This window comes from Falsiroseomonas oleicola (genome assembly GCF_019029495.1).
Taxonomy (GTDB): domain Bacteria; phylum Pseudomonadota; class Alphaproteobacteria; order Acetobacterales; family Acetobacteraceae; genus Falsiroseomonas; species Falsiroseomonas oleicola.
This window is the reverse complement of the sequence record NZ_JAERQM010000005.1, coordinates 97,007-123,787: the sequence shown is the minus strand read 5'-3', so window position 1 is coordinate 123,787 and position 26,781 is coordinate 97,007. Positions and strand designations below refer to the sequence as shown.

Here is a 26,781-nt window from a genome sequence, read left to right as displayed (position 1 = left end):
GGCTTTCGGTCAGCTCCGGACCAGGGCGCAGCCGCCATCGGCGACCGGGCGGAAAGCCTGGTCGGCGCCGGTGGTGCCGAGCAGCTTGTAGTAGTCCCAGGCGCCACGGCTCTCGCCCGGCGCCTTCACCTCGAACAGATAGCAGGGATGCACCTTGCGGCCATCGGCGCGGACGGTGCCCTCCCCGAACGCATCGTCGCTGGTCGGCATCGCCTTCATCCGCGCCACCGCATCGGCGCCGGAGGCCTTGGCCGCCGCGACCCCCATGTCGCCCACCGCCTTCAGGTAATGCAGCACGGAGGAGTAGCAGCCCGCCTGCACCATCGACGGCTTGATATTGCCCGGCATGGCGCCGAGGCGCTGGGTGAAGGCGCGGGTCTTGTCGTTCAGATCCCAGTAGAAGGTCTCCGACAGCACCAGGCCCTGCGCCACCTCAAGCCCGAGCGAGTTGACGTCCGTGATGAAGACCAGCAGCCCCGCCAGCTTCACGCGGCCGCCGCGGGTGATGCGGAATTCGGCCGCCTGCTTGATGGAGTTGATGGTGTCGCCGCCCGCATTGGCCAGGCCGATGACCTGCGCACGGGACCGCTGCGCCTGCTGGAGGTAGGAGGAGAAGTCGGTGGTGCCCGGGAAGGGGGTGCGGACGGCGCCCAGCACCTCGCCGCCCTGCGCCTTCACGAAATTGCCGGTGTCGCGTTCCAGCGCATGGCCGAAGGCGTAGTCGGCGGTGATGAAGAACCAGGACTTGCCGCCGGCCCGCACCATGGCGCCGCCGGTCGACTGCGCCAGCATCCAGGTGTCGTAGGTCCAATGCACGGTGTTCGGCGAGCACTGCGCGCCGGTGAGGTCGGAGGTCGCGGCGCCGGAATTGAGGAAGACCTTGTTCTTCTCCCGCACCAGCGTGTTGGTGGCGAGCGCGACGGAGGAGGTGGGCACATCGACCACCACGTCAATGCCGTCGCGGTCGATCCACTGGCGCACCACGGTGGAGCCGACATCGGGGCGGTTCTGGTGGTCGGCCTGCACCACCTCCACCGTCACGCCCTTCGCGGCGATGCCGGATTCCTGCACGGCGAGCTGCACCGCCTGGGTCGAGCCCGGGCCGGACAGGTCGCGATAGGTGCCGGACTGGTCGTTCAGCACGCCGATGCGGATGGTATTGGCGGCCTGGGCGCGGGCCGAGCGGAAAGGCAGCCCACCGAGGGCCGGAAGGGCGGCGGCGGCGCCAAGCAGGGTGCGGCGATTGATGGTCATGTTCGAATTCTCCCCAGAATGTTCGTCAGGCACCGGGCTCTCAGACGCCCAGGTATTCGTGCAGCCGGTCGAGGCTGGCGGTCAGGTCCTGATTCGCCACCATGTCCACGATGCGACCGTGTTCCATCACATAGTGCCGGTCCGCCACGGTCTGGGCGAAGCGGAAATTCTGCTCCACCAGCAGCACGGTGAAGCCGCGCTGCTTGATCGCCCGGATCATGGCGCCGATCTGCTGCACGATGACCGGGGCGAGGCCCTCCGAAGGCTCATCCAGCAACAGCAGCCGGGCGCCCGTGCGCAGGATGCGGGCGATGGCCAGCATCTGCTGTTCGCCGCCCGAAAGTTTCGTTCCCGGGCTGCGCGCGCGTTCCTTCAGGTTCGGGAACAGCGTGTAGATCTCATCGAGCCCCAGCCCGCCCGGCGCGATGACCGGCGGCAGCATCAGGTTCTCGGTGACGTCGAGACTCGCGAAGATTCCGCGCTCCTCGGGGCAATAGGCGATGCCGGTGCGGGCGATCAGGTCGGAGCGCAGGCCAATCGTCTCCCGCCCCTCGAACCTGATGCTGCCCGAACGCCGCCCGACCAGCCCCATCATGGAACGCAGGGTGGAGGTCTTGCCGGCGCCGTTGCGGCCCAGCAGCGTCACCACCTCCCCCGGATGGATGTCGAGCGAGACGCCATGCAGCACATGGCTTTCGCCATACCAGGCTTCCAGGTCGCGGATTTCCAGCATCGCGCGATCAGACATTCTGGCTGCCTCCGGCAATGGTCGGATCGGTGCCGAGATAGGCCGCCTGCACCTCCGGATTGCGGGAGACGCTGGCATAGTCGCCCTGGGCCAGGACACGGCCGCGGGTCAGCACGGTGATGGTGTCGCACAGCCCTTCCACCACCTTCAGATTGTGCTCCACCAGCAGCACGGTGCGCCCGGCCGCGACGCGCTTGACCAAAGCGACGATGCGGTCAACATCCTCATGCGTCATGCCCGCCGTGGGCTCGTCCAGCAACAGCATCACCGGGTCCAACGCCAGCGTCGTGGCGATCTCCAGCGCCCGCTTGCGGCCATAGGGCAATTGCCCCGCGGTCAGCCGCGCATAGCCGGTCAGGCCCACATCCTCCAGCAATTCCAGGGCGCGGTCGTCATATTGCCGCAGCAGGTTCTCGCCGCGCCAGAAATCGAAGGACCCGCCGCGCTGGCGCTGAAGCGCCAGCCGCACATTCTCCAGCACCGTCAGGTTCGGGAAGACCGCGGAGATCTGGAAGGACCGCACCAGCCCCAGCCGCGCCACCTCCGCCGGCTTCATGCCCGTGATGTCGCGACCGTCATAGCGGATGACGCCGCGGGTGGGCGGCAGGAACTTTGTCAGCAGGTTGAAGCAGGTGGTCTTGCCAGCCCCGTTCGGGCCGATCAGCCCATGGATGCTGCCGCGCCGCACCTGCAGACGCACATCGCTGACCGCGGCAAAGCCACGGAACTCCTTCGTCAGCCCCTCGGTCTCGAGGATCGTATCGACCACTCGTGGACGCCCCCAATTGTTTGTTGCAGCGCCTCCGCCCGAATCGCCGTTGCAATCCAGACGCATGGCCGATGCGCTTCTGCTGCATTGTTGATGCTGCGAGTGCGCTGCGCAAGCGGGTAAACGGATCAATCTGTTGGAAGGTCCGACGGCCTGTCGCAGCCAGGTCCGCCCCCCCCTGCTTGACAGGCCCGCGAACCAGGCCCGAAGATTTGTCCGGACAAATTCAAGGAGCCGGATGAATGGGCAGCGATATCGTCTGCAAGGGCCTCGCCATGATCGAGACCGCCGGCGCCGCCGCCCTGGCAGCAGCAGGGCCGGAGGAAGCCATCCGCGCGCTGGCGCAGGGCTGCTTCGACCTGCTCGGCGACCGCGAGGCGCATGCGCGCCCCGGCGCGCTGAAGCCCGGCGAGCGCGACTACTTCATCGCCGGCAGCTTCTTCGTCACGCCCGACCGGCAGTACCATATGCTGGTGGGCAGCATCGGCTTCCCGCCAGACCAGGAACGGCTGCTGGTGCCGATCGATGGCGGCCATCCGGGCCGTGTCCATGCCAGCCGCCGCAAGCTGCTGCTGGAAAACACGGACGAGCATGACGGCTTCCGGCAATACCTGAAGACCTCGCGCATGGGCTCCACCATCTTCGCGCCCATCCTCTGGCAGGGCGATTTCCATGGCATGCTCATCATGGCCGCCCAGGCGCGGCATGCGATGCGGCCGGTGGACCTCGCCATCCTCGTTGCCTGCGCGCAGGTCGCGGCTGGCGCCTGGATCGCCCATGGCGGGCCGGCCTGGCTGGCCGCCACCTACCCGCCGCCCAATGCCTTCAAGGTGAACCGGGAAGGTGTCGATCAGCCTGGCTGACGCAGGGCCGCCCCCCGCATATTCGGGGTGGCGTCGCGGGGCATGGCTGGGCAAGGCTGGACGCAACCTTCCCAGGACGACCATGCCCCGCTGGCTGCCCCTGCTGCTCGGCTTCCTCACCGCCGTCGGCCCGCTTTCCACCGACATGTACCTGCCCGCCTTCCCCGCCATCGAGGCGGAGTTGGGCACCGGCTGGGGCGGGGTGCAGGCAACCCTCTCCGCCTGGTTCATCGGGCTGGCGGTGGGCCAGTTGGTCCAGGGCACGCTGGCGGACCGGCTGGGGCGGCGCCGGCCGCTCATCATCGGCACGGCGGTCTATACGGTCGCCTCGATCGGCTGCGCCCTGTCGGCGGATATGCTGCAACTCTCCGCCTGGCGCTGCCTGGCGGCCTTCGGTGGCGCCGCCAGCGCGGTGATCCCGCGCGCCATGGTGCGCGACCTCGCCACCGGGATGGACGCGGCGCGGCTGATGTCGCGGCTGATGCTGGTGATGGGCGCGGCGCCGATCCTGGCGCCGACGCTGGGCGGGGTGCTGCTGCTGGGCGGCGGCTGGCGCGCCATCTTCTGGGTCTCGGCCAGCTACGGCCTGATCTCCTGCCTGCTGGCGGCCTGGCTGCTGCCGGAGACGCTGCCACCGGAGCGCCGGCTGCGCCGGTCGCCGCTGGCGCTGATCGGCGATTTCGGCCGCATCGGGGTGGAGCGCGGCTTCCTGTCCAATGCGGTGATGGGCGGGGCGACCATGTTCCTGGTCTTCGCCTTCATTGCCGGCGCGCCGGAGGTCTATATCGCGCAATACGGCATCGCACCGGCGGAGTTCGGCCTGCTGTTCGCCCTCAGCGCCACCGGCTTCATCGGCATGACGCAGCTGAACCCCTGGCTGCTCGGCCGGATCGGCAGCCATGTGCCGCGGCTGGCGCTGACGGTGTGCCTGCTGGCGGTGGCGCTGCTGACCTTCTTCGCCTTCACCGGGACGGGCGGCTTCCTCGGCCTGTACCTGCCGGCCTGCGTGACGCTGGCCTGCACCGGGCTGGTCTTTCCCAATTCCGCCGTCGGCGCGCTGGCGCGGCATGGCGTGCGGGCGGGCAGCGCCTCCGCCCTGCTGGGCACGCTGCAATTCGCCCTGGCCGCGCTGGGTGCCGGGCTGGTCGGTGCGCTGACCGAGGACACGGCGCGGCCGATGGCGGCGCTGATGCTGGCCGGCGTGGTGGTGGCCGTGGTGGCGGACAGGCTGCGTCCGCGCGGCTGAAGGATTGGCCCTTGCCGTCAGGCGTGCCGCAGGCACGCCAAAGGCGTGACGGGCGCGGCCTCCGGCCGCCTGGCTGCGCGCCACTGGGCGCGGCGGCCATTCGGCCGCTCGGCCGGCGTCGCCGGCCGCAGGTCAGGACGAATAGGCGTCGTCAGCCCGCCGCTGGCGGCGCCAGTTCGAAGCGCTGCGCCAGCTTAACCAGCGCCGGCGGAATGGCCGGGTGCAGCGCCACGCCCTCCGCCATCGCCCGGGCCTTGCGGGCCATGGCGCGTTCGCCCGGCAGGCGCGGCGCCTCGCCGCCCGGCTTCGGCGGGTTGGCATGGACGGCATCGGCCATCCACCCCGTCTCCCGCAGGAAGGCCGCGGTGCCGCCGAAGCGGGCCGGGTCGATCACCATCACCAATACGGAGGCACCCCAGCCGGAAGGCCGATCGGCGCGGCCATGGCCGGCGAGTGCGCTGGTCAGCACCTCGATCAGCAGGCCGAGGGCGAAGCCCTTATGCCCGGCCTCCACCCCGCCGAGCGGCATCAGCGTGCCATCGGCCCAGAAGGCATTGGGGTCGCGCGTCGGCGTCCCCTCCGCATCCAGCAGCACCTTGTGGTCGAACAGCTTGCCCTCGGCCCGCTTGCGGCCGGTCATGCCATTGGTGGTGACGGACATCGACACGTCGATCAGCACCGGCCCATCGGGCGTCGGCCAGGCGGCGGCCAGCGGGTTCGGTGTGTAGATGCGCCGCGTCCCGCCCCAGGGCGCGACCGAACCCGTGGCCGGGTCCGAACAGGTCAGCAGCAGCATCCGCCCGGCGGCGGCGACCGGCGGGCCATAGGCGGCGAGGCAGCCGATATGGTGGCAGCGGCCGATGCTGACCACGCCGATGCCCTGCGCGGCGGAGGCTGCCTCCGCCTTGCCGATGGCGCGCCGCACCAGCCAGGGGCCGGGCAGCTTGCGGCCATCCCAGGTCTCGGCGACGGAGGTGGCGGAGACCACCTCCGGCTCCCCGCTCGCGCGCATGTCGCCCGAGAGCAGCGCATCGAGATAGGGCGTCAGCAGCGCCAGCCCGTGCGTGTCGTGGCCCATGAGGTCGCCCTCGACCAGCACCTCCGCCACCGCGCGGGCCTTTTCCGGATCGAGCCCGGCTGCGGCGCAGGCCGCCGTCGCGAAGCGCAGAAGCTCCGCCACCTCGTAGCGCGTCCCCATTCCCGTCTCCCTTTTCTTGTCAGCCCGTCGAGAGCCGCAGCACGAAGCCCGCGATGAACAGGCCGAGCGCCAGGTCCATCACCACCAGCCCCACCGCCCGCCCGCCGGAAATGCCCAGCGCCGCGCGCGCCATGAACCATTCCAGCCAGAGCGAATAGCCCACCACCGCCAGCGTCAGCCCCTGGCCGATGATGGGCGGCAGGCCGATGACCAGCAGTACCGAGAGCAGGATCTGCGCCAGGTACTGCACCACGCTGATCCAGTTCCAGGCCACCACGAAGCGCGGCCACAGCGCGGCGCGGCCCCAGCCGGCGATCACCGGCAGGCTGACCAGGACGAACAGCGACCAGCCATAGACATAGCCGGTCAGCTCCGCCACCAGCGGCCGGCCGATCGCCAGTGTCGGCTCCTCCAGGCTGGCCCAGGCGAAGAAGCGCAGCGCCAGGAAGGCCGGCAGGCAGATCAGCGCCGCGGCGAAGGACCGCCGCGCGCCGGCCGTGGTGGTCTCCATCAGCGCCAGCCCCGCCGCCTGGCCGCGCGCCAGCAGCAGCGCGCCGATCAGACCGGCGGTGATCGCCAGGCGCAGGGGCGGCTCGGCCGGCGGGTTGGGGGTGCCGCTCAGCCGACGATCTCCTCGATCACCCGGGCATAGAGCCGGGCCAGGGCGCGCAGCTCCGCCACCGGCGTCGACTCATCGGCCTGGTGCATGGTGGCGCCCACCGCGCCGAGTTCCGCCACCGGGCAATACCGCGCGATGAAGCGGGCGTCGGAGGTGCCGCCGCCGGTATCCAGCTTCGGCTCCTGCCCCGTCTCCGCCCGCACCGCGCCCTGCAGCGCGGCGACGAAGGGGCCGGGCTGGGTCAGGAAGGATTCGCCGGAGCAGGAAATCGCCAGCCCGTGGCGCGGCGCCTCGCCTTCCAGCGCGGCGCGCAGATGCGCGGTCAGGCTGGCCTCCGTATGCAGGTCGTTGAAGCGGATGTTCAGCCGCGCCACCGCCATCGCCGGGATGACGTTGGTGGCGGCATTGCCGACATCGAAACTTGTGACCTGAAGGGTCGTCGGCTCGAAGAATTCGCTGCCCTGGTCCAGCGGCTCCGCCGTCAGGGACGCCAGCACGCGGACCAGGCGGTGCACAGGGTTGTCGGCGCGCTGCGGATAGGCGCTGTGGCCCTGGGTGCCGTGGACGGTCAGCGTCGCATTCAGGCTGCCGCGCCGGCCCACCTTGATGGTGTCGCCCAGCACCACCTTGCTGGTCGGCTCCCCCACCACGCAGCAATCCGGAATCTTCGACTGTTCCACCAGCCAGTCCAGCACCTTGGTGGTGCCGTCGATGGCCGGGCCTTCCTCGTCGCCGGTGATGAGGAGCGAGAGCGTGCCGGGCAGGTCAGGCCGCCGAGCCAGCACGTCCTGCAGCGCCGTGATCCAGGCGGCGACGCCGCCCTTCATGTCCGTGGCGCCGCGACCATACAGAAGGCCGTCCCGCACCTCCCCGCCGAAAGGGTCGGCGGTCCAGCCAGCGTCGCCCGGCGGCACCACATCGGTGTGGCCGGCGAACATCAGATGCGGCCCGCTTTCGCCGCGAACGGCAAAAAGATTCTCCACCTCCCCGAAGCGCAGCCGGTGGCAGGCGAAGCCGAGCGGCGCCAGCACCGCTTCCAGCACCGCCATCGCCCCGTCATCGGCGGGGGTGACGCTGCGGCAGCGGATCAGCGCCTGGGCGAGCGGAACCGGGTCCGGCGTGTCGTTCCTCACCCGGCGATCAATCCCGCAGCAATTCGTTGATCGAGGTCTTCGAGCGGGTCTGCGCATCCACCCGCTTCACGATCACGGCGCAATACAGGCTCGGCCCCGGCGAGCCATCCGGCAGCGGCTTGCCCGGCAGGCTGCCCGGCACCACCACGGAATAGGCCGGCACGCGGCCCATGAAGACCTCGCCCGTCGCGCGGTCGATGATCTTGGTGGAGGCGCCGAGGAAGACGCCCATGGACAGCACGCTGCCGGTCTCCACGATCACGCCTTCCGCCACCTCGGACCGGGCACCGACGAAGCAGTCATCCTCGATCACCACCGGATTCGCCTGCAGCGGCTCCAGCACCCCGCCGATGCCGGCGCCGCCGGAGATATGACAGTTCTTGCCGATCTGCGCGCAGGACCCGACCGTCGCCCAGGTGTCCACCATGGTGTTCTGGTCGACATAGGCGCCGAGGTTCACGAAGGACGGCATCAGCACCACGCCCGGCGCGATATAGGCGGAACGCCGCACCACGGCGCCCGGCACGGCCCGGAAGCCGGCTTCCTTGAAGCGGTTGGCGCCCCAGTCGGCGAATTTCAGCGGCACCTTGTCATAGGCGCCAAGGCCCACATCCATCGGCGCGCTGTCGCTCAGGCGGAAGGAGAGCAGCACCGCCTGCTTCAGCCACTGGTTCACCTGCCAGCCCGCCGCGGTCTTCTCCGCGACGCGGGCCTTGCCCGAATCGAGCATCTCCAGCGCGGTCTCGACCGCCTGGCGGTCCTCGCCCTGGGTCTGCGCGTTCAGCGTGTCCCGGCGGGCCCAGAGTGCCTCGATCTGGGCCTGGAGGGGCGTCGTCATCTGCATATGTCCTGGCTGTTCCGGCGGTGGGCCGCATCGCGGCGCGTGCCGTCGGACCATGCCTAGGGCGCCTCCGCGCTGTCAACGCGGCGTGCCTCATCTCCGGCGCTAACCACACCTTCATCCGCGTCTGATTACGCTGCCCACATGGATGGAATGTCTCCCCAATCTCCGGATCAGGTCTCACCGGACCAGAACGGCCCGGACCAGAACGCCCCGGACCACAACGCCCTGGCCGCCGCGCTGGTCGAAAGCCGGTCGCGGTGGCGCGACTTCGCGCTGCTTTCAGCCGACCTGATGTTCGAGACGGATGCGCAGGGCCGCTTCACCTTCCTGGCCCCCGACCTGGTGCTCGGCCATGTGGCGGAGACGCTGCTCGGCAAGCCGGCATCGGCGTTGATGGCGACCCCCGGCCCCGGCCCCTTCGGCCCGGGTGCCTTCGGGCCGGGCCTGTTCGGCCGCGGCACCTTCGCCGCACGGCAGCGGCAGCGCCACGCCAAGGCCTGGCTGGTCTGCGCCGATGGCAGCCAGGCCTGCCTGGAATTCACCCTTCTGCCGCAGGAAGCCGGGCTGCGTGGTGTGGGCCGCGACGTCACCGCGGCGGAACGTCGGGGGGAGGTGGCGGCGCGCGCGCTGCGCCGCGCCAATGCCCTCGGCCGCCTGCTGCGCCTCGGCCAGCGCCAGGGCGGCGCCGAGGCGGCGCTGGAGGCGATGCTGACCGCCCTGCCCGCCGCCCTGTCCTGCGACGGCGCCGCGCTGCTGGAGCCGGAGGGCGGCACCTGGCGCGTGGCGCATGTGACGAAGGACCACCCGCCCTTGGCGCACCTGCCCCCGCCCGGCACCAGCGTCGCCGCCCAGCATCTCGCCATGGCACCGACCGAGGCAGGCCCCTGCCTGCTGGTCTGGCGCCGGCCGGACCAGCCGGTGCTCGATTCGGACGACCGCGACCTGCTGGCGGCCCTCGCCCTGCCGATGGCGGCGCTGCGGGCCGAGCTGCTGCGCCAGCGCGCGCTGGCCGATGCTGCGCATGGCGACGGGCTGACCGGCCTGCTGAACCGGCGCGGCTTCACCAGCGCCCTGACCCGGCAGGTGGTGGCCGGCGGCGCGCTGGTCTTCATCGACCTGGACGGGCTGAAGCCGCTGAACGACAAGTTCGGCCATGAGGTGGGCGATGCGGCGCTGCGCGGCATGGCCGCCCGGCTGCGCGGCGCGGCCAGTGAGCGCGACCTGGCGGCGCGGCTGGGCGGCGACGAATTCTGCCTCTGGCTGCATGGCAGCTCGGCGGCCGAGGCGGCCTATCGCATGGCCGATCTCGGCGAGCCCGGCCCGCTGGCCGACTGGCCGGAGGCGGGGCCCTCGGCGCTGCGCGCCAGCATCGGCATCGCCGTCGCCGAGGTGGGAGAGACCGTGGAGGCGCTGCTCGCCCGCGCAGATGCCGCCATGTATGCGGTGAAACGGGCCCGTGGGGACCGCCGTCGATGACAGACACCCCCGAGGCGATTCATGCCGCCCGGCATGGCGACCCGGCCGCGCGTACGGCCGTGGCGCGCCTGCCCGGCACATCGCCGGAACTGCTGACCTATCTGGCCGCCGACAAGGTGGCATCGGTGCGACAGGCCGTGGCCGCCCATGCCCATACGCCGCCGGCCGTGGCCCGGCTGCTGGCGGCGGATGCGGATGCGGAGGTGCGGCGCGTGCTGGCCGGGCGCATCGCCACCCTGGCGCCGACGCTGGACCCCAATGCCCGCAGCCGGATGATGCGGCTCTCCGCCGGCACCCTCGCCCTGCTGGTGCAGGACACGGCGGTGGAGGTGCGCGCGGCGATCGCCGAGGTGGTGCGCGACATGCCGGACGCGCCGCGGGAGCTGATCCTGCAGCTCGCGCGCGACACCGCCATGCCGGTGGCGGAGCCGGTGATCCGCCTGTCGCCGCTGCTGACCGAGGCGGACCTGCTGGCGCTGATCGCCGACCCGCCAGCACCGGCCACCCGCCGCGCCGTCGCGCGCCGCCCGGCGCTGACGGAAAACGTCTCCGACGCCATCGCCCAGACCACGGATACCTCCGCCGTCAGCGCCCTGCTGGCCAATTCCTCCGCCGCGATCCGGGAGGCGACGCTGGACCGGCTGGTGGCCGGCGCCGGCAACCAGCCGAGCTGGCAGGCGGCCCTGGTGCGCCGGGCGCAACTGCCCCCCCGCGCCGCCCGCGCGCTGGGGGAGATCGTGACGGACCACCTGCTGGGCGTGCTCGCCGCGCGCACCGACCTGCCGGAGGGGCTGGCCGACAGCCTGCGTGGCCGGGTCGCCGCGCAGCTCGCCGCGCAGGATGATGCGGCGGAGCCGGGGGAGGATTCGCTCTTCGCCGCCGCCGCGGCCGGCGACCGCGACCTGCTGCTGCTGCGCCTGGCGGAGGCGGCGGGGGTGACGGAGGCGCGTGTGGAGGCGGCGCTGGCACTGCGCAGCGGCCGCGCCATCGCCGGCCTGTGCCACAGCGCCGGCTGGTCGGCGCGGCTGGCGGCGGAGGTGCAGATCGCGCTCGGTGGCCTGGCGCCGGCCGAGGTGGTGCACCCCACCGCCGAGGGAAGCTGGGCGCTGGGGGAGGCCGAATTGCAATGGCAGGCGGAATTGCTGGAGGGGCTGCCGGCCTGAGGAGGCTCGGCAGGCGCCCTCAGGGGCGGATCAGCGTGCCCGCGCCCTGGCCGGTGAACAGTTCCAGCAGCACCGCATGCGGCACCCGGCCATCGACGATGACTGCGCCCTTCACGCCGCGCTCCACGGCATAGATGCAGGTCTCGACCTTGGGGATCATGCCGCCGGAGATCCAGCCGGCCTCGATGCCGGCCTTCACCTCCGCCACCGTCATCTCCGGGATCAACTGGCCATCGGGGCCGAGCACGCCGCGCACATCGGTCAGCATCAGCAGCCGCTCGGCATTCAGCGCGCCGGCGATGGCCCCCGCCACGGTATCCGCATTGATGTTGTAGGTCTGGCCATCGGCACCGACGCCGACGGGCGCCACCACCGGCACGATATCCGCGCCGATCAGCAGTTGCAGCACCCGCGGGTCCACCCGCTCCGGCTCTCCGACGAAGCCGAGGTCCAGCACCTTCTCGATGTTGCTGTCCGGGTCGCGATAGGTGCGGGTCAGCTTGCGCGCCTGGATCAGCCCGCCATCCTTGCCGGAAATGCCCACCGCCAGGGCGCCGGCGCGGGTGATGGAGGAGGCGACCTGCTTGTTCACCGGGCCGGCCAGGACCATCTCGACCACGTCGAGCATTTCCTCATCCGTCACGCGCAGCCCCTGGACGAAGGTGGACTTCACGTTCAGGCGCTTCAGCATGGCGTTGATCTGCGGCCCGCCGCCATGGACCACCACGGGGTTCACGCCCACCTGTTCCAGCAGTGCGATGTCGCGGCCGAAGCGGAGGGCCGTCTCCTCCTCCCCCATCGCGTGGCCGCCATACTTCACCACCACGATCTGGTCGTCGTAGCGCTTCAGGAAGGGCAGCGCGCCGGCGAGGATCGCCATCTGGTCGAGCGCGTCGTCGGTCATGGTCAGGCGTCCCCGGTCGGCTCCGGGGCCATGTCGCCGCGGGCGGCGCGGTTTGCGGCCTTCCGCCCGCAGGGTCAAGCCCGCCCGTGGCGTGACGCCCCGGGCGGGCCTTCGCCTATCGCGTGATTATCGCGCCTCGATGCCGCGCGGGGTGGCGACGATCTCGGAGGCCTCGCAGATGTTCACCCGCATGACCTCGGCGGTCTCGCCATTGGCCCAGACCACCTTGAAGTCATAGGCACCGCCACGGCCGCCCGGGGTGAAGGACATGCTGCGGCCGTTCGGCAGCACATTCTCGCCGAGCCGGTCGCGGCCCCAGTTGGAATTGCTGGAGGGGCCGAAATAGAACTCGTTCACCTGGGCGCCGGAGCTGTTGCGCAGGGTGAAGCGGGTGTCGCATTGCGCGAAGGCAGGCGCGGCGGTTGCCGCCATGAGGGCGGTGGCGAGGAGCAGGCGTCGGAACATGGAGAATGGGTCCTTGGGCGGCAGGGTCGGCATCCCGGGAATCGGGAACACGCCGCCAGAACCCTGCACCAAACCCCTTTAAACGGGGCTGAAGGCCCCGCCTAGGTCTTCAACCCAGGCGCGCCACCGCCGCCAGCTCCGCACGCAGTTCTGGAATGCCCTGGCCGGTCTCGCTGCTGGTCACCAGCATCAGCGGATGGGCAGCGGTGCGCTTCTTCACCAGCGCCTCCAGCTCCCGGATCCGCTTCTCCAACTGGGCCTTCTTCACGTCATCGACCTTGGTGATGCAGATCTGGAAGGCGACCGCCGCATCCGACAGCAGCTCGATCGCGGCGCGGTCGGCGGGCTTGATCTCGACCCGGGCATCCATCAGCAGCAGCACGCGCCGCAGCGTCGGGCGGCCGCGCAGGAAGTCGAACATCAACCCTTGCCAGTCCTCCTTCAGCGTCTTGGAGGCCTTGGCATAGCCATAGCCGGGCATGTCCACGAGGGTGAGCTGGCCCTCGTCGCAGCGGAAGAAGTTGAGTTGCCGCGTGCGCCCCGGCGTCACGGAAACCCGCGCCAGCGCCTTCTGCCCGGTCAGGGCATTCAGCAGGGACGACTTGCCGACATTCGACCGGCCGCAGAAGGCCACCTCCGGCCCCGTCATCGGGGGGAGCTGGTTGATGGCCTGGGAGGCGTAGAAGAAGGTGCAGGGCCGCGCGAAAAGCAGCCGCCCGGCCTCGATCAGGCCGGCGCGCTGCTCGTCATCCACCGCTTCCGCCAAGCCACCCGGCGGAAGCGTCACCGGGGTGCCGGAGGGGGTGGTGATGGTCACTTCTTGCCCTTCGGTGCCGGCTTCGCCGCGATGGCGGCCGCCGGCTTCGGCGGCGACGTCACGGCCGGCGCGCGGGCCTGGCGCTTCTTGTCCATCTGCATGATCCAGTACTGCTGGGCGATGGAAAGCAGGTTGTTCCAGGTCCAGTAGATCACCAGGCCGGCCGGGAAGCTGGCCAGCATGAAGGTGAAGATCAGCGGCATCCAGGCGAAGATCTTGGCCTGGATCGGGTCCGGCGGCGTCGGGTTCAGCTTGAACTGCAGGAACATCGTGATGCCCATGGCGATCGCCCAGGCCGGCATGTGCAGGAAGCTGGAAAGCTGGGTCGGGTCGTAGGGCAGGATCCCGAACAGGTTGAACAGGTTGGTCGGATCCGGCGCGGAGAGGTCACGGATCCAGCCGAAGAAGGGCGCGTGCCGCATCTCGATGGTGACGAACAGCACCTTGTACAGGGCGAAGAACACCGGAATCTGGAGCAGGATGGGCAGACAGCCGGAGGCCGGGTTCACCTTCTCCGCCCGGTACAGCGCCATCATCTCCGACTGCGCCTTGGCCGGGTCGTCCTTGTAGCGTTCCTTCACCTCCGTCATCTTCGGCGCCAACACCTTCATGCGGGCCATGGAGGTGTAGGCCTTGCTGGCCAGCGGGAAGAAGGCCGCCTTCAGCGCCAGCGTGAAGATCAGGATGGCCACGCCGAAATTGCCGAAGATGCCGAACAGCCAGTCGATGGCATAGAAGAACGGCTTGGTGATCCAGTAGAACAAGCCGAAGTCGATCGCCTTGTCGAAACCCTCGATGTTCAGGTTGTCGGCATAGCCATCCAGCAGGCGCACTTCCTTGGCGCCCGCGAACAGGCGGGTGGCAAGGCCGGCCTCGGCGCCGGCGGCCACGCTCTGCGGCGCGGGCGGGGCCATGTCGACCTGCCAGCGATCCTGGCCACCTTCCGCCGAATGGCGGTAGGCGGCGCGGATCGGGGTCGCCTGGCTCATCGGCGTCAGCGCGGTCAGCCAGTACTTGTCGGTGAAGCCGATCCAGCCACCGGTGCTTTCCTGCTCCATGGCCGGGCCACGGCGGCGCTCCGCCTCCGACTTCGCGTCGCTGTACTTCCACTCGATCAGGCGTTCACCGAGCACGCCCGTGAAGCCTTCGTGAAGGATTAAGAAGCCGGCGGTGGCCGGCGTGCGCTCACGCCGCACCCGGGCCCAGGGCAGCACCTGTACGGGCTCGGCCGCGCTGTTGCGTAGGCTCTGCTCGGCGGTGAGCATGAAATCCTCATCGATGCCGAGGCGGATGCTGAATTCCTGGCCCTGGCCGTTGTTCCAGCGCAGGGTGACGGGGGTGGCGGGCGTCAGGTTGGTGCCGTCGGCGGTCCAGTCGGTGTCCGGGCCGGGCACGGCGGTGCGGCCATCGGCGGCGGTCCAGCCCCACTGGGCGAAATAGGGGTTGGCATCGCTGCGCGGCGCCAGCAGGCGCACCAGCGGGCTGCCGGCTTCGACCGTTTCCCGATATCCGCGCAGCACGGCGTCATCCAGCCGCGCGCCGCGCAGGCTGATGCTGCCTTCCAGGCGCGGATTCTCGATGCGGATGCGCTGTTCGGCCGGCAGGCCCGGCGTCGCCGTGGCCTGGGCCGCGCCGGGTGCGCCGGGCTGGACGAGTGCCGCGCCACCGGCCGGCACCGGCAGCGGCACGGCCGCGTCGGGGGAGGCCGGGGTGGCGGCCGGGGCCTGGGCGGCGATCTCGGCCTGGCGGCGCTGTTCCGCCTCGCGCTGCGGACGGTTCCACAGGTCGAACAACAGCAGGATGCCGACCGACAGGGCGATGGCGGCGAGGAGACGCTTCTGATCCATGACGGCCTGATTCAGCCTTTCGTCGGGTCCGGGACGGCGTGCGACGCCTCGGTGCCCTTCGGAGTGGGGGGCGGGACCGGGTCATAGCCACCCGGATGCCAGGGGTTGCAGCGCAGAATGCGGCGGGCGGTCAACCAGCTACCGCGCAGGGCGCCGTGTTCGGCCACCGCTTCCAGCCCGTATTCGCTGCAATGCGGGTAGAAACGGCAATTGCAGCCGATGATCGGCCGCAAGGTGAGCTGATAGGTGCGGATCGCGCCGCGCAACAGATGCTGCTGCGGGGTCATTCGGGCGGCTTCGCGGTCTCGGCCGGCGTCACACCACCAGTAACGCCGCCTTGGCGCAGGGCGCCGCGCAGGTCGCCGACAAGCTGGGCGAAGTTGCGTTCCGCCGTCGCTTCCCGCCCGATCAGCACCAGGTCGAAGCCCGGTGGCGCGCCTTCGCCCAACAGCAGCCGCGCCGCTTCCCGCAGCCGCCTTTTGGTGCGGTTGCGGATCACGGCGTTGCCGATCTTCTTGGTCGCGGTGAAGCCGACGCGCAGCGGACCCTCGGTCCCCCGCAGCACCTGCAACACCAGCCCAGGCCTGGCCGCGCGCTGTCCGCGCGAGGCCACCAGCTTGAACTCGCGGCGAATTTTCAGACGAGGCGGGCGCGCCGGCATGGCACAGATCGGGCCCGCCCGGCGCTCAGGCCGAGAGCTTCTTGCGGCCCTTGGACCGCCGATTCGCCAGCACATTGCGCCCGCCGACCGTCGCCGTGCGGGCGCGGAAACCATGACGGCGCTTCCGGACGAGCTTCGAGGGCTGATAAGTACGCTTCACGACACACTCCCGCGGGCTCCGGCCCAGTTGGCCAGGGACGTCCCTGGCCCGGCTGACCGGCTGATCTCAGAAAAACGAATGGCCGGCGGCGGCTGGAGGATTCTGGAGGAACCTCGGAAGCTGCCCCGGCGAAGGCCCGGACGTATAGGGAAGCGCCACCCCTGCCGTCAACCACGCGGATCGGGCACAAGGCGCAACCGGACCAGACGATACATCACACGATACATAAGGAGGCCCCTCGCCCATGCCCGATTTCGACCTGGTGGTGATCGGCGCCGGCGCCGCGGGCCTGTCCGTGGCGGCCATCGGCGCCGGACTCGGCCTGAAGGTGGCGCTGATCGAGCGTGGCCGGATGGGCGGCGACTGCCTGAATTTTGGCTGCGTCCCCTCCAAGGCCCTGCTCGCCGCCGCCCATGCCGCCGCCAGCGCCCGCCGCGCCGGCCGATTCGGCATCCGCCTGCCGGAGCCCGAGATCGACTGGAAGGCGATCCGCGCCCATGTGAGGGGCGCCATCGACCATATCGCCCCCATCGACTCGGAGGCGCGCTTCCGCGGCATGGGGGTGGAGGTGATCCACGCCTCCGCCCATTTCGTCGCCCCCGACACCATCGAGGCCGCCGGCCGCAGGCTGAGCTTCCGCCGCTGCGTCATCGCCGCCGGCAGCCAGGCCATCGTTCCCGACATCCCCGGCCTCGGCCCGGTGCCCTGGCTGACCAATGAGACGATCTTCGAGCTGGAAGAACCGCCGGGGCATCTGATTATCCTCGGCGGCGGCCCGATCGGGCTGGAGATGGCCCAGGCCCATGCCCGGCTCGGCTGCCTGGTGACCGTGATCGAGGCCGGGCGGATCGCCGGGCGGGACGATGCGGAACTGGCCGATGGCCTGCGCCGGTCGCTCACCGCCGATGGCGTAACGCTGCTGGAGGGCCGCAAGCTGACCCGCCTCGCCGTCGACCGCGCTGCGGATGGCGGGCCGGGCCTGATCGCTGTGCTGGAGGATGGGCAGGAGATCGGCGGCACCCATCTGCTGCTGGCCGTCGGCCGCGCGCCACGTCTGGCCGGGCTGGACCTTGCCGCCGGGCAGGTGGCCTCGACGAAGCTCGGCATCACCACCGATGCCGGGCTGCGCTCCACCACCAATCGCCGCGTCTTCGCGGCGGGCGACATCGCCAACCCGCAGGGCATCGGCCCGCGCGCCTTCACCCATGTGGCGTCCCAGCATGCCGGCATCCTGGCACGGCGGGTGATGTTCCGGCTGCCCGCCAAGGTGGACTACGCCGCCCTGCCCCGCGTCACCTATACCGATCCGGAACTGGCCCAGGTGGGCATGACGGAGGAGGAGGCGCGCGCCGCCGGCCACGACATCCGCATCCTGCGCTTCCCCGTCGCCGAGACCGACCGCGCGGTGGCGGAGGGCATCGAGGCGGGCCTCGCCAAGCTGGTGGTGACGCCCAAGGGCAAGCTGCTGGGCGCGGGCATCCTGGCGCCGCATGCGGGGGAGATGGCCGGCACCTTCGGGCTGATGATCGGCCGCAAGCTGCCGCTTTCCGCGCTCGCCGGGCTGGTGCTGCCCTATCCGACCCTAGCCGAGGCGGCGAAACGCGCCGCCAGCGATTTCTACACGCCGAAACTGCTCTCGCCCCTGGTCAAGCGCGTTGTCGGCTTGCTCCGGCGCCTGCCGTGAGCGACCCTGGCCCCCAAGATGCTGCAATGCGGGAAGAACCCATGATGACCATGACACGGAAGCTGGAGGGCCGGACGGCCCTGGTGACGGGCTCGACCTCCGGCATCGGGCTGGCGATCGCGCTGGGTTTTGCCGAATCCGGCGCCAAGGTGATGCTGAACGGCTTCGGCAAGCCCGAGGAGATCGCCGCCGCCCGCGCCAAGGTCGGCGCCGCGATGGGCGTGGCGGAGTCGCCCTATTCCCCGGCCGACATGTCGAAGCCGGAGGAAATCCGCGCCATGGTCGCCGCCTGCGAGGCGGAGCTCGGCGCCTGCGACATCCTGGTGAACAATGCCGGTATCCAGTTCGTCTCGCCGGTGGAGGAGTTTCCAGACGACAAGTTCGACCGGATCATCGCCATCAACTTCGTCTCCAACTTCCACGCCATCAAGGCGGCGCTGCCGGGGATGAAGGCGCGGGGCTTCGGGCGCATCGTCAATGTCGCCTCCGCCCACGGGCTGGTCGCCAGCCCCTTCAAGACGGCCTATGTCGCCGCCAAGCATGCGGTGGTCGGGCTGACCAAGTCGGTGGCGCTGGAAATCGCGCGCAGCCCCGTCACCTGCAACGCCATCTGCCCCGGCTTCGTCCGCACCCCGCTGGCCGAGGCGCAGGTGAAGCCGCTGGCCGAGAAGCATGGCGTGTCGGAGGACAAGGCCCTGACCGACTACCTGCTCGACCGCCAGCCGACCAAGCGCTGGGTGGAGGTCGAGGAAGTGGCGGAGATGGCGCTTTATCTGTGCGGCCCAAACAGCGGCAGCGTGAACGGCACGGCGCTGTCCATCGATGGCGGCTGGACGGCGCAGTGATTGTTAAGGGGACCGCGGCAGCAAGGATTTATTGCGGGCTTCGGCGCCATCTTCCCAACGCGCACCCGCGGCAAAGCCCCCCTCACCCAACGTCGGACGCATGCGTCCGACCCCCCCTTCGGGTGGAGGGGGCCTGTTCGCACGGCCGGAACACCGCCCCATGATCGAGAACGAGTTCCGCGCGGAGGCGGCCGATACGCTCGGTGCGGCCGGCGCCACCCCTGCCCCCACGCCGCGCCCGTCCCGCCCCGCCCCGACGACCCGCCGCATCAACCTCGCTTTGCAGGGCGGCGGCACCCATGGCGCCTTCACCTGGGGGGTGCTGGAGCGGCTGCTGGAGGATGAGCGGCTGGAATTCGAGGCGGTCTCCGGCACCTCCGCCGGCGCCATGAATGCGGCCATCTTCGTCCAGGGCCTTTGCGAGGGCGGCCGCGATGGCGCGCGCCAGGCGCTCGACCGCTTCTGGCGCAATGCCGCCGGGCGCATGGCCAACAGCCCCTTGCAGAACACGCCGCTGGAAAAGGCGATCTGGGGCCATGACCTGACCTGGTCCTTCGCCTACCAGGCCTTCGAGACGCTGACCCGCGTTATGTCGCCCTACCAGCTCAACCCCACCCCCTATGAATTCAACCCGCTGCGGCAGGTGCTGGACGAGGAGATCAAGCCGGACATCCTGCGGCACGGAAAGGGGCCGAAGCTGTTCATCTCCGCCACCTCCGTCCGCACCGGCAAGCCCCGGGTCTTCGCGCGGGAGGAGGTGACGGTCGATACGCTGCTCGCCTCCGCCTGCCTGCCGCAATTCTTCAAGGCGGTGGAGATCGATGGCGAGCCCTTCTGGGATGGCGGCTATCTCGGCAATCCGGCGCTCTGGCCGCTCTATGAACAGGGCGGGCCGCCGGACATCGTGCTGGTGCAGCTCAACCCCATCGTGCGGGACGAGCTGCCGACCCGGCCGACCGAGATCGTCAACCGGCTGAACGAGATCAGCTTCAATGCCTCCCTGATGGCGGAAATGCGCGCCATCGACTTCGTGCAGCGGCTGCTGGAGGCCGGGCGGCTGGAGCAGCCGCGCTACCGCAAGCTGTTCGTCCATTGCATCGAGGACGAGGCGCGGATGCGCGACTTCAAGCTCAGCACCAAGCTGAACGGGGACTGGGAGTTCCTGACCACGCTGAAGCGCTATGGCCGGGAAGCCGCGGATGGCTGGCTGCGCGACCATTTCGACAAGCTGGGCAAGGAAAGCAGCGTCGATATCCGGGAACGGTTCCTGTAGCACCCCAAACCCCCACCGGATTGACATAAAGTATACTTTTCAGGCTGGGAATCACCCCCGCTGCACCCCTATTCTCCGGTCGCGCGTGAACGACCGGAGCAGCCCATGCCCAGAGTCACCCTGCCCGTGCCGGCGACCGCGCGGCCATGATCTGGCCGCGGCGCGCGCCGTTACGGTCGCCGGCCCTATCGGCTCCGCCTATGGAGCCGAAAGGGCCTTCGGATTGGAGGCAAGGCGCGGCGAAGCGCTTGATCCACCCAGCAAATGGCTTGGGAGATCAGGCAGTGAACGACACCAACAACCGCTCCGGACATTGGGACCTGGACATGCTGATGCCGGAGCTTCCGGCGCAGGGACGCTGGCGTGGCGGGCCGGTGAACCACCGGCTGCGGCCGGGCAGCGAGACCCAGGTCTGGCACCCCGGCGAGGGTGACCTGCTCATCCGCGCGGTGGACGGGGTGCGCACCCTGCGGCTGGAGGATACCGACCGCACGCTCCAGCAGATCCTGGAGGCCATCAGGACCGAACCCGGTTCCGCCGCCCCGCGGCTGATGCTGGGCGAGATCGTGATGGAGGGGGTGAAGGGCCGGATCGAGCTTGGGGAGGAGATCATCCGCTTCGCCGGCATCCAGCGCGTGGTGATCGGCGGCTACAGCGCCTATCCGACCCGGTCGGCCTGAACCGCCAGCAGGCGCGCCGGCCGCCCCCGCCGCACCAGCAGGATGGCGTGCTGGCGGAAGCGCCGGGCGAGCACAAGCAGGCGGCGCGGATCGCCCGCCAGCAACAGATGGTGCTCCGCCCAGCGCCCGGCACGGCCGAAGCCCTCGGCCAAAACCGGGCCGTGCGACGCCTGACGCAGCCGGTCCTGCATCCGCCGGTTCCAGCCCGGCGGCATGCGCCGGCTGCGTGGGTTCCAGGCGGTGATGAAGGCGGCCTCGCCTGCCCTGGCGCTGGCCAGCAGCGAATCGATCCCGCGGCTGCGCCGGCCGACCCGCGCCACGACGCCGGCGGCCTCATAGCTTGTGGCCCGAAAGGCGCGCAGCAGCCGGGGCGTCATGTCAGGTGCAGCAGCAGGCCCTTGAGATAGGCGCTTTCCGGCAGGCCCGGATGCACGGGATGGTCCGGCCCGGCGCCGACGGTGGCCAGCAGCCGCGCCTCCCGCTTCGCCTTATGGACGCCCCAGCCCACCGCATCGGTGAAATCCCCGGGCGAGACGTGGTGGGAGCAGGAGGCGATGAACAGGATGCCGTCCGGCGCCACCAGCCCCGCCGCCAGCCGCGCCAGCTTGCCATAGCCACGCAGCGCCGCCGGCTGGTCCTTGCGGGTCTTGGCAAAGGCTGGCGGGTCGGCCACCACCACCTCGAATTTCCGGCCGCTGGCGGCCATTTTTTCCAGGTGTTCCAAGGCCTCCGCCTTCAGGGGCGTGACGCGCTCGGCGAGGCCGGCCAGGCGGGCGGCCTGCATGGCGTGGTCCAGCGCGTGTTCGCTGCGATCGAGCAGCGTGACCTCCCGCGCCCCGGCCGCGGCCGCCGCCAGGCCGAAGCCGCCGGTGTGGCAGAAGGCGTCCAGCATGCTGCGCCCGGCGCAAAGCCGCGCCACCATGGCGCGATTGGCGCGCTGGTCGAAGAACCAGCCGGTCTTCTGGCCGCCCAGCAGGTCCACCGGAAAGCGCAGGCCGGAGTCCTCGACGGTCGCCGTCCCCTCCCCCTGCAAGGCGGTGACCGATTCGGCCAGCCCCTCCAACTTCCGCACGGCGCTGTCGTTGCGGGCGACGATCAGGCGCGGCGCGAACAGGGCGTTCAGCGCGGCGACGAGGTGCGGCGTAGCGGCGTCCATCCCGGCGGTATTGGCCTGGATCGCCACCGCATCGCCGTAGCGGTCGATGATGAGGCCCGGCAGGCCATCGGCCTCGGCATGGACCAGCCGGTAGAAGGGCGTGTCGAACAGCCGTTCCCGCAGCGCCAGGCAGGCCGCCAGCCGCGCCTGGAACCAGGCGGCGTCGATGTTGGCGGCAGGGTTGGCATCCAGCCGGCGGGCGGCGATCAGGCTGTGCGGGTTGAAGTGCCAGACGCCGTGCTTCACGCCGTCATCGCCTTCCAGCCGCGCCGGGGTGCCGGGCGGCAAAGCGCGCAGCGCCGGGGTCATGGCGATCTCATTGGAGAAGGCCCAGGGGTGGCCGGCCTTCACGCGGCGGTCGCCGCCGGGGGCCAGGTGGATCAGGGGGGTGTCGGTCATGCCCCGCCTATGCCCCGATCAGCCGCGGACTGCCAGTATGACACCCCCGATGGTCAGCGACAGCGCCGCCACCTCCCGCAGCCCCAGCGGCTCCCCCAGCAGCAGCGCGGCGCTGGCCACGCCGATCACCGGGGTCAGCAGGGTGCCGGAGGAAGCCGCCGCCGCCGGCAGGCGCCGCAGCGCCGCGAACCAGGCCAGGTAGCACAGCCCCAGCGGCCCCACCCCGCCATAGACCATCACCGCCCAGTCCCAACCGGACAACCCGGAAAAATCCGGCGTCTCGAAGATCAGCGCGCCGGCCAGCAGCGGCGTGCAGCCGACCAGAAGCTGCCAGGCGACGGAGGTGGTGGGCGGCAGCGCCAGCGGCCAGCGCTTGGTGACGACCGTGCCGAGCGAGAACAGCACCGCCCCCGCCAGCGCCGCCGCCACGCCGGGCAGCTTGGCCAGCCCCACATCCAGCCCCGGCCCCACCACCAGCACCACCAGCCCGCAAAAGCCCAAGGCCAGGGCCGCGAGGCGCCGCCGGCTCGGCGGTTCCCCCAGCACCAGCCAGGCGAGCAGGGAGGTCCAGACCGGCATGGTGTAGCAGACGATCGTCGCCTCCCCCGCCGCGAGCCAGAGCAGGGAGAAGGTGGCCATGCCCATCCAGGCGGTGACATTGAGCAGGCTCGCCGCCACCAGCCGCGGCCAGAGCGCCCGCGGCACGGCAAGCCTCTCCCCCTTCACCGCCGCGATGGCGAACAGAAGAGAAATGCCGAGCACGGCGCAGACCACGCGCATCGAAAAGGGCGGCAGCACGCCCAGCAGCAGCTTCATCGAGGGCCAGTTGAAGCCCCAGCCGATGACGGTCACCAGCAGCAGCGCGAGCCCGCGCGGATCGAGCCTCTGCGCCAGGGGGGTGGTCAATCGAGGTAGTCCGGCTCCTCTTTCGCCAGCCGGCGCTTGATGCTCTCCAGGTGCAGCATGGCGCTTTCCCGGTCGCCGAGGCGCATCTGGTCATAGGTCTTCCGCGCGAGCTCCGGCGGCACCGGCTTCAGCGGCCGGCCGGTGGACAGCGCCAGGCGCTGCGCCTCCGCCGCGCGTTCCAGATAGTACAGGTCGTCCCAGGCCTCGGCAGCGGTGGCGCCGACCACCATCACGCCGTGGTTCTTCATGAAGACGATGTCGGCATCGCCGATGGAGGCGGCGATGCGGTCGCCCTCCGTCTCATCCAAAGCGAGGCCGTTATATTCCTCATCCACCACGGTGCGGCCGTAGAATTTCAGCGCGGATTGTCCGGCCCAGGCCAGCGGCGGGCCTTCCAGCATGGCGAGCGCCGTCGCATTCGGCATATGGGTGTGGAAGGCCGCCTTGGCGCGCGGCAGGTTCTTGTGGACCCGGGCATGGATGTAGAAGGCGGTGGCCTCCGGCACGCCATCGCCGGCCACCACATTGCCCTGGTAGTCGCAGACCAGAAGGCGGGAGGCGGTGACCTCGGCAAAGGCCCAGCCATAGGGGTTCACCAGGAACAGGTCGTCCCGCCCCGGCACGACCAGGGAAAAGTGGTTGCAGATGCCCTCATGCATGCCGAGGCGCGCGGCCATGCGGAAGCAGGCGGCGAGATCGACCCGCGCGGCGCGCACCGCATCGGCATCAAGCTCCGAATTGCGCAGGATGGCGGGGGCGGCGTTCAGCGCATGCGCCATGGCGGAGGCCCTTTCCAGGTGAGGCCGTGATGATTCGCAGGACCCGCGATGCCCCGCAAGCCCGTGATCTGGCCAAGCGCGGCATTCCGTCGCAGATCAGGGGTGGCAGACGGGAGACAGGGCGATGAGCGGCACCAACCAGCGGATCGACGGCAAGCGCCTCTGGGACAGCCTGATGGCCATGGCCCGCCACGGCGCGACGCCCAAGGGCGGGGTCCGGCGGCTGACTCTGACCGCCATCGACAAGGCCGCCCGCGACGATTTTCGCGCGCAATGCGAGGCGCTGGGCCTGACGGTGCGGGTGGACGCCATCGGCAACATGTTCGCCCGCCGCGAGGGCCGCGACCCCAACCGCCTGCCCGTGCTGTTCGGCAGCCACCTGGACAGCCAGCCCTCGGGCGGAAAATACGACGGCGCGCTCGGCGTGATGGCGGGGATGGAGGTGATGCGCACGCTGCACGACCTCAACATCACCACCGAGGCGCCGCTGGAGCTGGTGAACTGGACCGATGAGGAAGGCAGCCGCTTCGGCCTGTCGCTGATGGGCAGCGGCACCTGGGCCGGAATCTATCCCATCGCACGCAGCTACGCCCTGCCCGACCAGCAGGGCGTCACCGTGGAACAGGCGCTGAAGGAAATCGGCTACCAGGGCGAGCACCCCGCCGCCCCCTTCCCGGCCGATGCCTATTTCGAACTGCATATCGAACAGGGCCCGATCCTGGAGAAGGAAGGCCGCCAGATCGGCATCGTCACCGGCGCCCAGGCTCAGGTCTGGTGGGATGCGCGCATCATCGGCCAGGACAGCCATGCCGGCACCACGCCGCCCTCCGCCCGGCGCGATGCGCTGGTCGCCGCCGCGCAGGTGATTTCCCTGGTCGATGGGCTGATGCGCGACAGGGGCGAGGATGGCCGCGGCACGGTGGGCTTCCTGAAGGTCGAGCCCAACAGCCGCAACGTCATCCCCGGCGAGGTCAGCTTCTCCATCGAATTCCGTCACCCGGACAGCGCCGATATCGCCGGCCTCGCCCGCGATTTTCCGACCATGGCCGCGGCGGTGGTAGCAGAGACCGGCTGCAGGCTGGAACTCACCCAGGTGCTGCATTACGACGCGCAGCCCTTCGACGCGGACTGCGTCGCCCTGGTGGAACAGGCCGCGCGGCGCTGCGGCTACCCCGCGCGGCGCATGGTCTCCGGCGCCGGGCATGATGCCGTCTATGTCGCGCGGCGCATGCCGGCGGCGATGATCTTCTGCCCCTGCAAGGACGGCCTCAGCCACAACGAGATGGAGAGCATCGAACCGGAGGAGGCCGAGGCTGGCTGCCAGGTGCTGTTCGAGGCGGTGGTGGCGCGGGCCAATCGCCCCGGCGCGTAGTGCCTTTTTTCTGCCGCCCTCGCGCAAACTTCACGTGATCGCGACGCCGGAGGCGGCCATGTGCTGGGGCTCATTCCGTGGAGAGCCGGACCCTTATGAATCCCACCACGTGGCCCCGCCCGGCCCAGATCGTCTCGGGCCTCCTGCTGCTGTTCGGCCTGATCGGCTGGATCACCGTGACCACCGTCAGTGCCGATCTCCGCGCCGCGCGCCAGGCCTCCGAGCGCAGCGAGACCCGCCGCGGCGAGCTGGAGACGGCGCTGAATGCCGAGCGCCGCGCCAGCGGCGGCCTGCCCGCCATCCAGGCGCAGAGCCGCCAGGCGGAGGAAGCCCGCACCGCTGCCGAGGCCCGCGCGCGCCAGCTCACCACCGAGGCCAATGAGGCCGAGCAGCGCCTGACCACGCTGCGCCAGGAGGCCGAGGCGGCCGAGCAGGGCCGCGCCGCCGCCACCCAGGCTCTGGAACAGGCCCAGCAGGCCCGCGCCACCGCGGCGCAGGAGGTCGAGCAGCTTCAGGCGCGCGGCACCGAGCTGACGCAATCCGTCACCACCGCCGAAACCCGCCTCGCCGAGCTGACCCGCCAGGTGGAACAGGCGGAGACGGCGCAGCAGCAGGCCGCCGCCGGCCGTGACTCCACCACCGAGGCTTTGCGCGCGCTGGAGGCCCGGCAGGCCGAGCTGACCGCCGGCGTGCAATCCGCCGAGGCTCGCCTCACCGAGCTCGCCGCGGAGGCCGGCCGGGCGCAGGAGGCCCTGACCACCAACAACGCGGAACTTGCCGGCGCCGAGCAGCGTCTGAGCGGCCTGCGCGACCAGGCGGCGCTGCTGGAAACCGACCTGGGCGCCCGCCGCTCGGCGCTTTCCGAGGTGCAGAGCCGGCTGGACCAGGCCACCCAGGGCGCCGAGCAGACGGCCAGCCGCCTGTCCTCCGCGCGTGAGGAGCTGGCCGCCGTGACGCGGGAGGCCGGGGAGGCCCGCCAGCGCCTGGCCACCCTGCGCCAGGAGACCACGACCGCCGAGACCACCCGCGACCAGGCCCGCCAGGGCGCGCAGCGCGCCGAGGCCGAGGCCAGCCGCCTGAACGAGACGCGCGACACCGCCACGCGCAATGCCGAGCAGGCCGAGCGCCGGCTGGAGGAGGCGTCCACCCGCCTGCGCGCCGAGGAACAGCGCCTGACCGGCCTGACCGCCAATGTGGAAACACAGACCCGCCGCCTGGCCGAACTGCGCCAGCAGACGGAACAGGCCGGCACGGCCCTGGCCGAGCGCCAGCGCGCGGCCGCCGAGGCGGCACGGCAGGTGACGGCGCTGGGCGAACAGGTGCGCCAGGCGGAGGCCACCCTCGCCCGGCTGCGCGAGACGGCGGCTGAGCAACAGCGTGCCGCCCAGCCGGCCCCGGAGCCGGCGCCCCGACCGGCGAACTGACTGGCGGCCCAAAAGCCCTCTCCCCCCGGCGGGGGAGAGGGTTGCGTGAAGGGGGCCTAACCGTTTCGTCGGTCCCTGCCCCCTTCGGTCGTCACG

28 protein-coding genes are annotated in these 26,781 nt (G+C 70.7%); 10 read left to right on the top strand and 18 right to left on the bottom strand.

Features of this window, described 5'->3' with window-relative positions; translation table 11 throughout:
• Positions 1-9: 9 nt before the first annotated feature.
• Genes JJQ90_RS17205 through JJQ90_RS17195 form a run of 3 tightly spaced genes read right to left on the bottom strand, consistent with a single transcriptional unit; the run spans position 10 to position 2,771 of the window.
• A complete protein-coding gene (locus tag JJQ90_RS17205; protein WP_216877469.1) occupies positions 10-1,254 on the bottom strand; it encodes an ABC transporter substrate-binding protein in 1,245 nt (414 codons plus the stop codon).
• A 40-nt stretch (positions 1,255-1,294) separates the two neighbouring features.
• A complete protein-coding gene (locus tag JJQ90_RS17200; RefSeq protein ID WP_230410764.1) occupies positions 1,295-2,002 on the bottom strand; it encodes an ABC transporter ATP-binding protein in 708 nt (235 codons plus the stop codon).
• Positions 1,995-2,771 (bottom strand): ABC transporter ATP-binding protein, encoded by a 777-nt coding sequence (locus JJQ90_RS17195; protein WP_329959466.1) that lies wholly within the window; start codon positions 2,769-2,771, stop codon positions 1,995-1,997. The genes JJQ90_RS17200 and JJQ90_RS17195 overlap by 8 nt, the downstream gene beginning before the upstream one ends.
• 242 nt (positions 2,772-3,013) lie before the next feature.
• Here JJQ90_RS17195 and JJQ90_RS17190 point away from each other — a divergent pair, with 242 nt between their 5' ends.
• A complete protein-coding gene (locus JJQ90_RS17190; RefSeq protein WP_216877467.1) occupies positions 3,014-3,634 on the top strand; it encodes a GAF domain-containing protein in 621 nt (206 codons plus the stop codon).
• Between the two features lie 82 nt (positions 3,635-3,716).
• Positions 3,717-4,880, top strand: a complete 1,164-nt coding sequence (locus JJQ90_RS17185; protein ID WP_216877466.1) for a multidrug effflux MFS transporter — start codon at positions 3,717-3,719, stop codon at positions 4,878-4,880.
• Positions 4,881-5,031: 151 nt separating this feature from the next.
• On the opposite strand, the gene JJQ90_RS17180 is transcribed toward JJQ90_RS17185, so the two are convergent.
• The 4 genes from JJQ90_RS17180 to dapD form a co-directional block, all read right to left on the bottom strand.
• Positions 5,032-6,078: an Ldh family oxidoreductase gene (locus JJQ90_RS17180; protein WP_216877465.1), complete on the bottom strand. Its 1,047-nt coding sequence runs from the start codon at positions 6,076-6,078 to the stop codon at positions 5,032-5,034.
• 19 nt (positions 6,079-6,097) lie between these two features.
• On the bottom strand, positions 6,098-6,589 hold the full coding sequence (locus JJQ90_RS17175; RefSeq protein WP_216877464.1) for a hypothetical protein: 492 nt from the start codon (positions 6,587-6,589) through the stop codon (positions 6,098-6,100).
• 107 nt (positions 6,590-6,696) lie between these two features.
• Complete coding sequence (gene dapE, locus JJQ90_RS17170; protein WP_329959465.1) at positions 6,697-7,830, bottom strand: succinyl-diaminopimelate desuccinylase; 1,134 nt, start codon at positions 7,828-7,830, stop codon at positions 6,697-6,699.
• 7 nt (positions 7,831-7,837) lie between these two features.
• Positions 7,838-8,668 carry a 2,3,4,5-tetrahydropyridine-2,6-dicarboxylate N-succinyltransferase gene (gene dapD / locus JJQ90_RS17165; RefSeq protein ID WP_216877462.1) on the bottom strand — a complete coding sequence of 277 codons (831 nt, stop codon included), beginning with the start codon at positions 8,666-8,668 and terminating at the stop codon, positions 7,838-7,840.
• A gap of 156 nt (positions 8,669-8,824) precedes the next feature.
• Between dapD and JJQ90_RS17160 the strand changes: the two genes are divergently transcribed.
• Positions 8,825-10,150 carry a GGDEF domain-containing protein gene (locus tag JJQ90_RS17160; protein WP_216877461.1) on the top strand — a complete coding sequence of 442 codons (1,326 nt, stop codon included), beginning with the start codon at positions 8,825-8,827 and terminating at the stop codon, positions 10,148-10,150.
• On the top strand, positions 10,147-11,313 hold the full coding sequence (locus JJQ90_RS17155) for a DUF2336 domain-containing protein (RefSeq protein ID WP_216877460.1): 1,167 nt from the start codon (positions 10,147-10,149) through the stop codon (positions 11,311-11,313). Before JJQ90_RS17160 ends, JJQ90_RS17155 begins: the two co-directional genes overlap by 4 nt.
• Positions 11,314-11,332: 19 nt before the next feature.
• Here the strand turns inward: JJQ90_RS17155 and argB are convergent, their stop codons facing one another.
• The 7 genes from argB to rpmH form a co-directional block, all read right to left on the bottom strand.
• The gene (argB, locus tag JJQ90_RS17150; protein WP_216877459.1) at positions 11,333-12,217 is read right to left on the bottom strand and encodes an acetylglutamate kinase; all 885 of its coding nucleotides are present in this window, start codon (positions 12,215-12,217) and stop codon (positions 11,333-11,335) included.
• Between the two features lie 126 nt (positions 12,218-12,343).
• Positions 12,344-12,682, bottom strand: coding sequence for a hypothetical protein (locus JJQ90_RS17145; RefSeq protein ID WP_216877458.1), 339 nt, complete (start codon positions 12,680-12,682; stop codon positions 12,344-12,346).
• A 109-nt stretch (positions 12,683-12,791) separates the two neighbouring features.
• The gene (yihA, locus tag JJQ90_RS17140) at positions 12,792-13,436 is read right to left on the bottom strand and encodes a ribosome biogenesis GTP-binding protein YihA/YsxC (protein WP_457851890.1); all 645 of its coding nucleotides are present in this window, start codon (positions 13,434-13,436) and stop codon (positions 12,792-12,794) included.
• Between the two features lie 59 nt (positions 13,437-13,495).
• Positions 13,496-15,346, bottom strand: a complete 1,851-nt coding sequence (gene yidC, locus JJQ90_RS17135) for a membrane protein insertase YidC (RefSeq protein ID WP_216877457.1) — start codon at positions 15,344-15,346, stop codon at positions 13,496-13,498.
• Positions 15,347-15,357: 11 nt separating this feature from the next.
• Positions 15,358-15,633 (bottom strand): membrane protein insertion efficiency factor YidD, encoded by a 276-nt coding sequence (gene yidD / locus JJQ90_RS17130; protein ID WP_216877456.1) that lies wholly within the window; start codon positions 15,631-15,633, stop codon positions 15,358-15,360.
• Complete coding sequence (gene rnpA, locus JJQ90_RS17125) at positions 15,630-16,007, bottom strand: ribonuclease P protein component (protein WP_216877455.1); 378 nt, start codon at positions 16,005-16,007, stop codon at positions 15,630-15,632. Before rnpA ends, yidD begins: the two co-directional genes overlap by 4 nt.
• Before the next feature lie 25 nt (positions 16,008-16,032).
• Positions 16,033-16,167 (bottom strand): 50S ribosomal protein L34, encoded by a 135-nt coding sequence (gene rpmH / locus JJQ90_RS17120; protein WP_168054392.1) that lies wholly within the window; start codon positions 16,165-16,167, stop codon positions 16,033-16,035.
• Between the two features lie 244 nt (positions 16,168-16,411).
• Between rpmH and JJQ90_RS17115 the strand changes: the two genes are divergently transcribed.
• From JJQ90_RS17115 to JJQ90_RS17100, 4 genes are all read left to right on the top strand, one after another.
• Complete coding sequence (locus JJQ90_RS17115; protein ID WP_216877454.1) at positions 16,412-17,851, top strand: dihydrolipoyl dehydrogenase family protein; 1,440 nt, start codon at positions 16,412-16,414, stop codon at positions 17,849-17,851.
• 41 nt (positions 17,852-17,892) lie between these two features.
• Positions 17,893-18,696, top strand: a complete 804-nt coding sequence (locus JJQ90_RS17110) for a 3-hydroxybutyrate dehydrogenase (protein WP_329959464.1) — start codon at positions 17,893-17,895, stop codon at positions 18,694-18,696.
• Positions 18,697-18,856: 160 nt separating this feature from the next.
• Positions 18,857-19,969 carry a patatin-like phospholipase family protein gene (locus tag JJQ90_RS17105; RefSeq protein WP_216877453.1) on the top strand — a complete coding sequence of 371 codons (1,113 nt, stop codon included), beginning with the start codon at positions 18,857-18,859 and terminating at the stop codon, positions 19,967-19,969.
• A gap of 284 nt (positions 19,970-20,253) precedes the next feature.
• On the top strand, positions 20,254-20,649 hold the full coding sequence (locus JJQ90_RS17100; protein WP_216877452.1) for a hypothetical protein: 396 nt from the start codon (positions 20,254-20,256) through the stop codon (positions 20,647-20,649).
• Here JJQ90_RS17100 and JJQ90_RS17095 read toward each other — a convergent pair.
• From JJQ90_RS17095 to JJQ90_RS17080, 4 genes are read right to left on the bottom strand one after another with little or no spacing between them, the layout of a single operon-like run.
• Entirely contained in the window at positions 20,628-21,026 is a 399-nt protein-coding gene (locus tag JJQ90_RS17095; RefSeq protein WP_216877451.1) for a DUF3293 domain-containing protein, read from the bottom strand. The genes JJQ90_RS17100 and JJQ90_RS17095 overlap by 22 nt on opposite strands.
• Positions 21,023-22,204, bottom strand: a complete 1,182-nt coding sequence (locus JJQ90_RS17090) for a class I SAM-dependent rRNA methyltransferase (protein ID WP_216877450.1) — start codon at positions 22,202-22,204, stop codon at positions 21,023-21,025. Before JJQ90_RS17090 ends, JJQ90_RS17095 begins: the two co-directional genes overlap by 4 nt.
• An 18-nt stretch (positions 22,205-22,222) precedes the next feature.
• On the bottom strand, positions 22,223-23,110 hold the full coding sequence (locus JJQ90_RS17085; protein ID WP_230410763.1) for a DMT family transporter: 888 nt from the start codon (positions 23,108-23,110) through the stop codon (positions 22,223-22,225).
• Positions 23,107-23,889 carry an aldolase gene (locus JJQ90_RS17080; protein ID WP_216877449.1) on the bottom strand — a complete coding sequence of 261 codons (783 nt, stop codon included), beginning with the start codon at positions 23,887-23,889 and terminating at the stop codon, positions 23,107-23,109. The genes JJQ90_RS17085 and JJQ90_RS17080 overlap by 4 nt, the downstream gene beginning before the upstream one ends.
• Positions 23,890-24,013: 124 nt before the next feature.
• Here JJQ90_RS17080 and JJQ90_RS17075 point away from each other — a divergent pair, with 124 nt between their 5' ends.
• Both JJQ90_RS17075 and JJQ90_RS17070 read left to right on the top strand, forming a co-directional pair.
• Positions 24,014-25,261: a Zn-dependent hydrolase gene (locus tag JJQ90_RS17075; protein WP_216877448.1), complete on the top strand. Its 1,248-nt coding sequence runs from the start codon at positions 24,014-24,016 to the stop codon at positions 25,259-25,261.
• Between the two features lie 95 nt (positions 25,262-25,356).
• Positions 25,357-26,685 (top strand): coiled-coil domain-containing protein, encoded by a 1,329-nt coding sequence (locus JJQ90_RS17070; protein ID WP_216877447.1) that lies wholly within the window; start codon positions 25,357-25,359, stop codon positions 26,683-26,685.
• Positions 26,686-26,781: the final 96 nt, after the last annotated feature.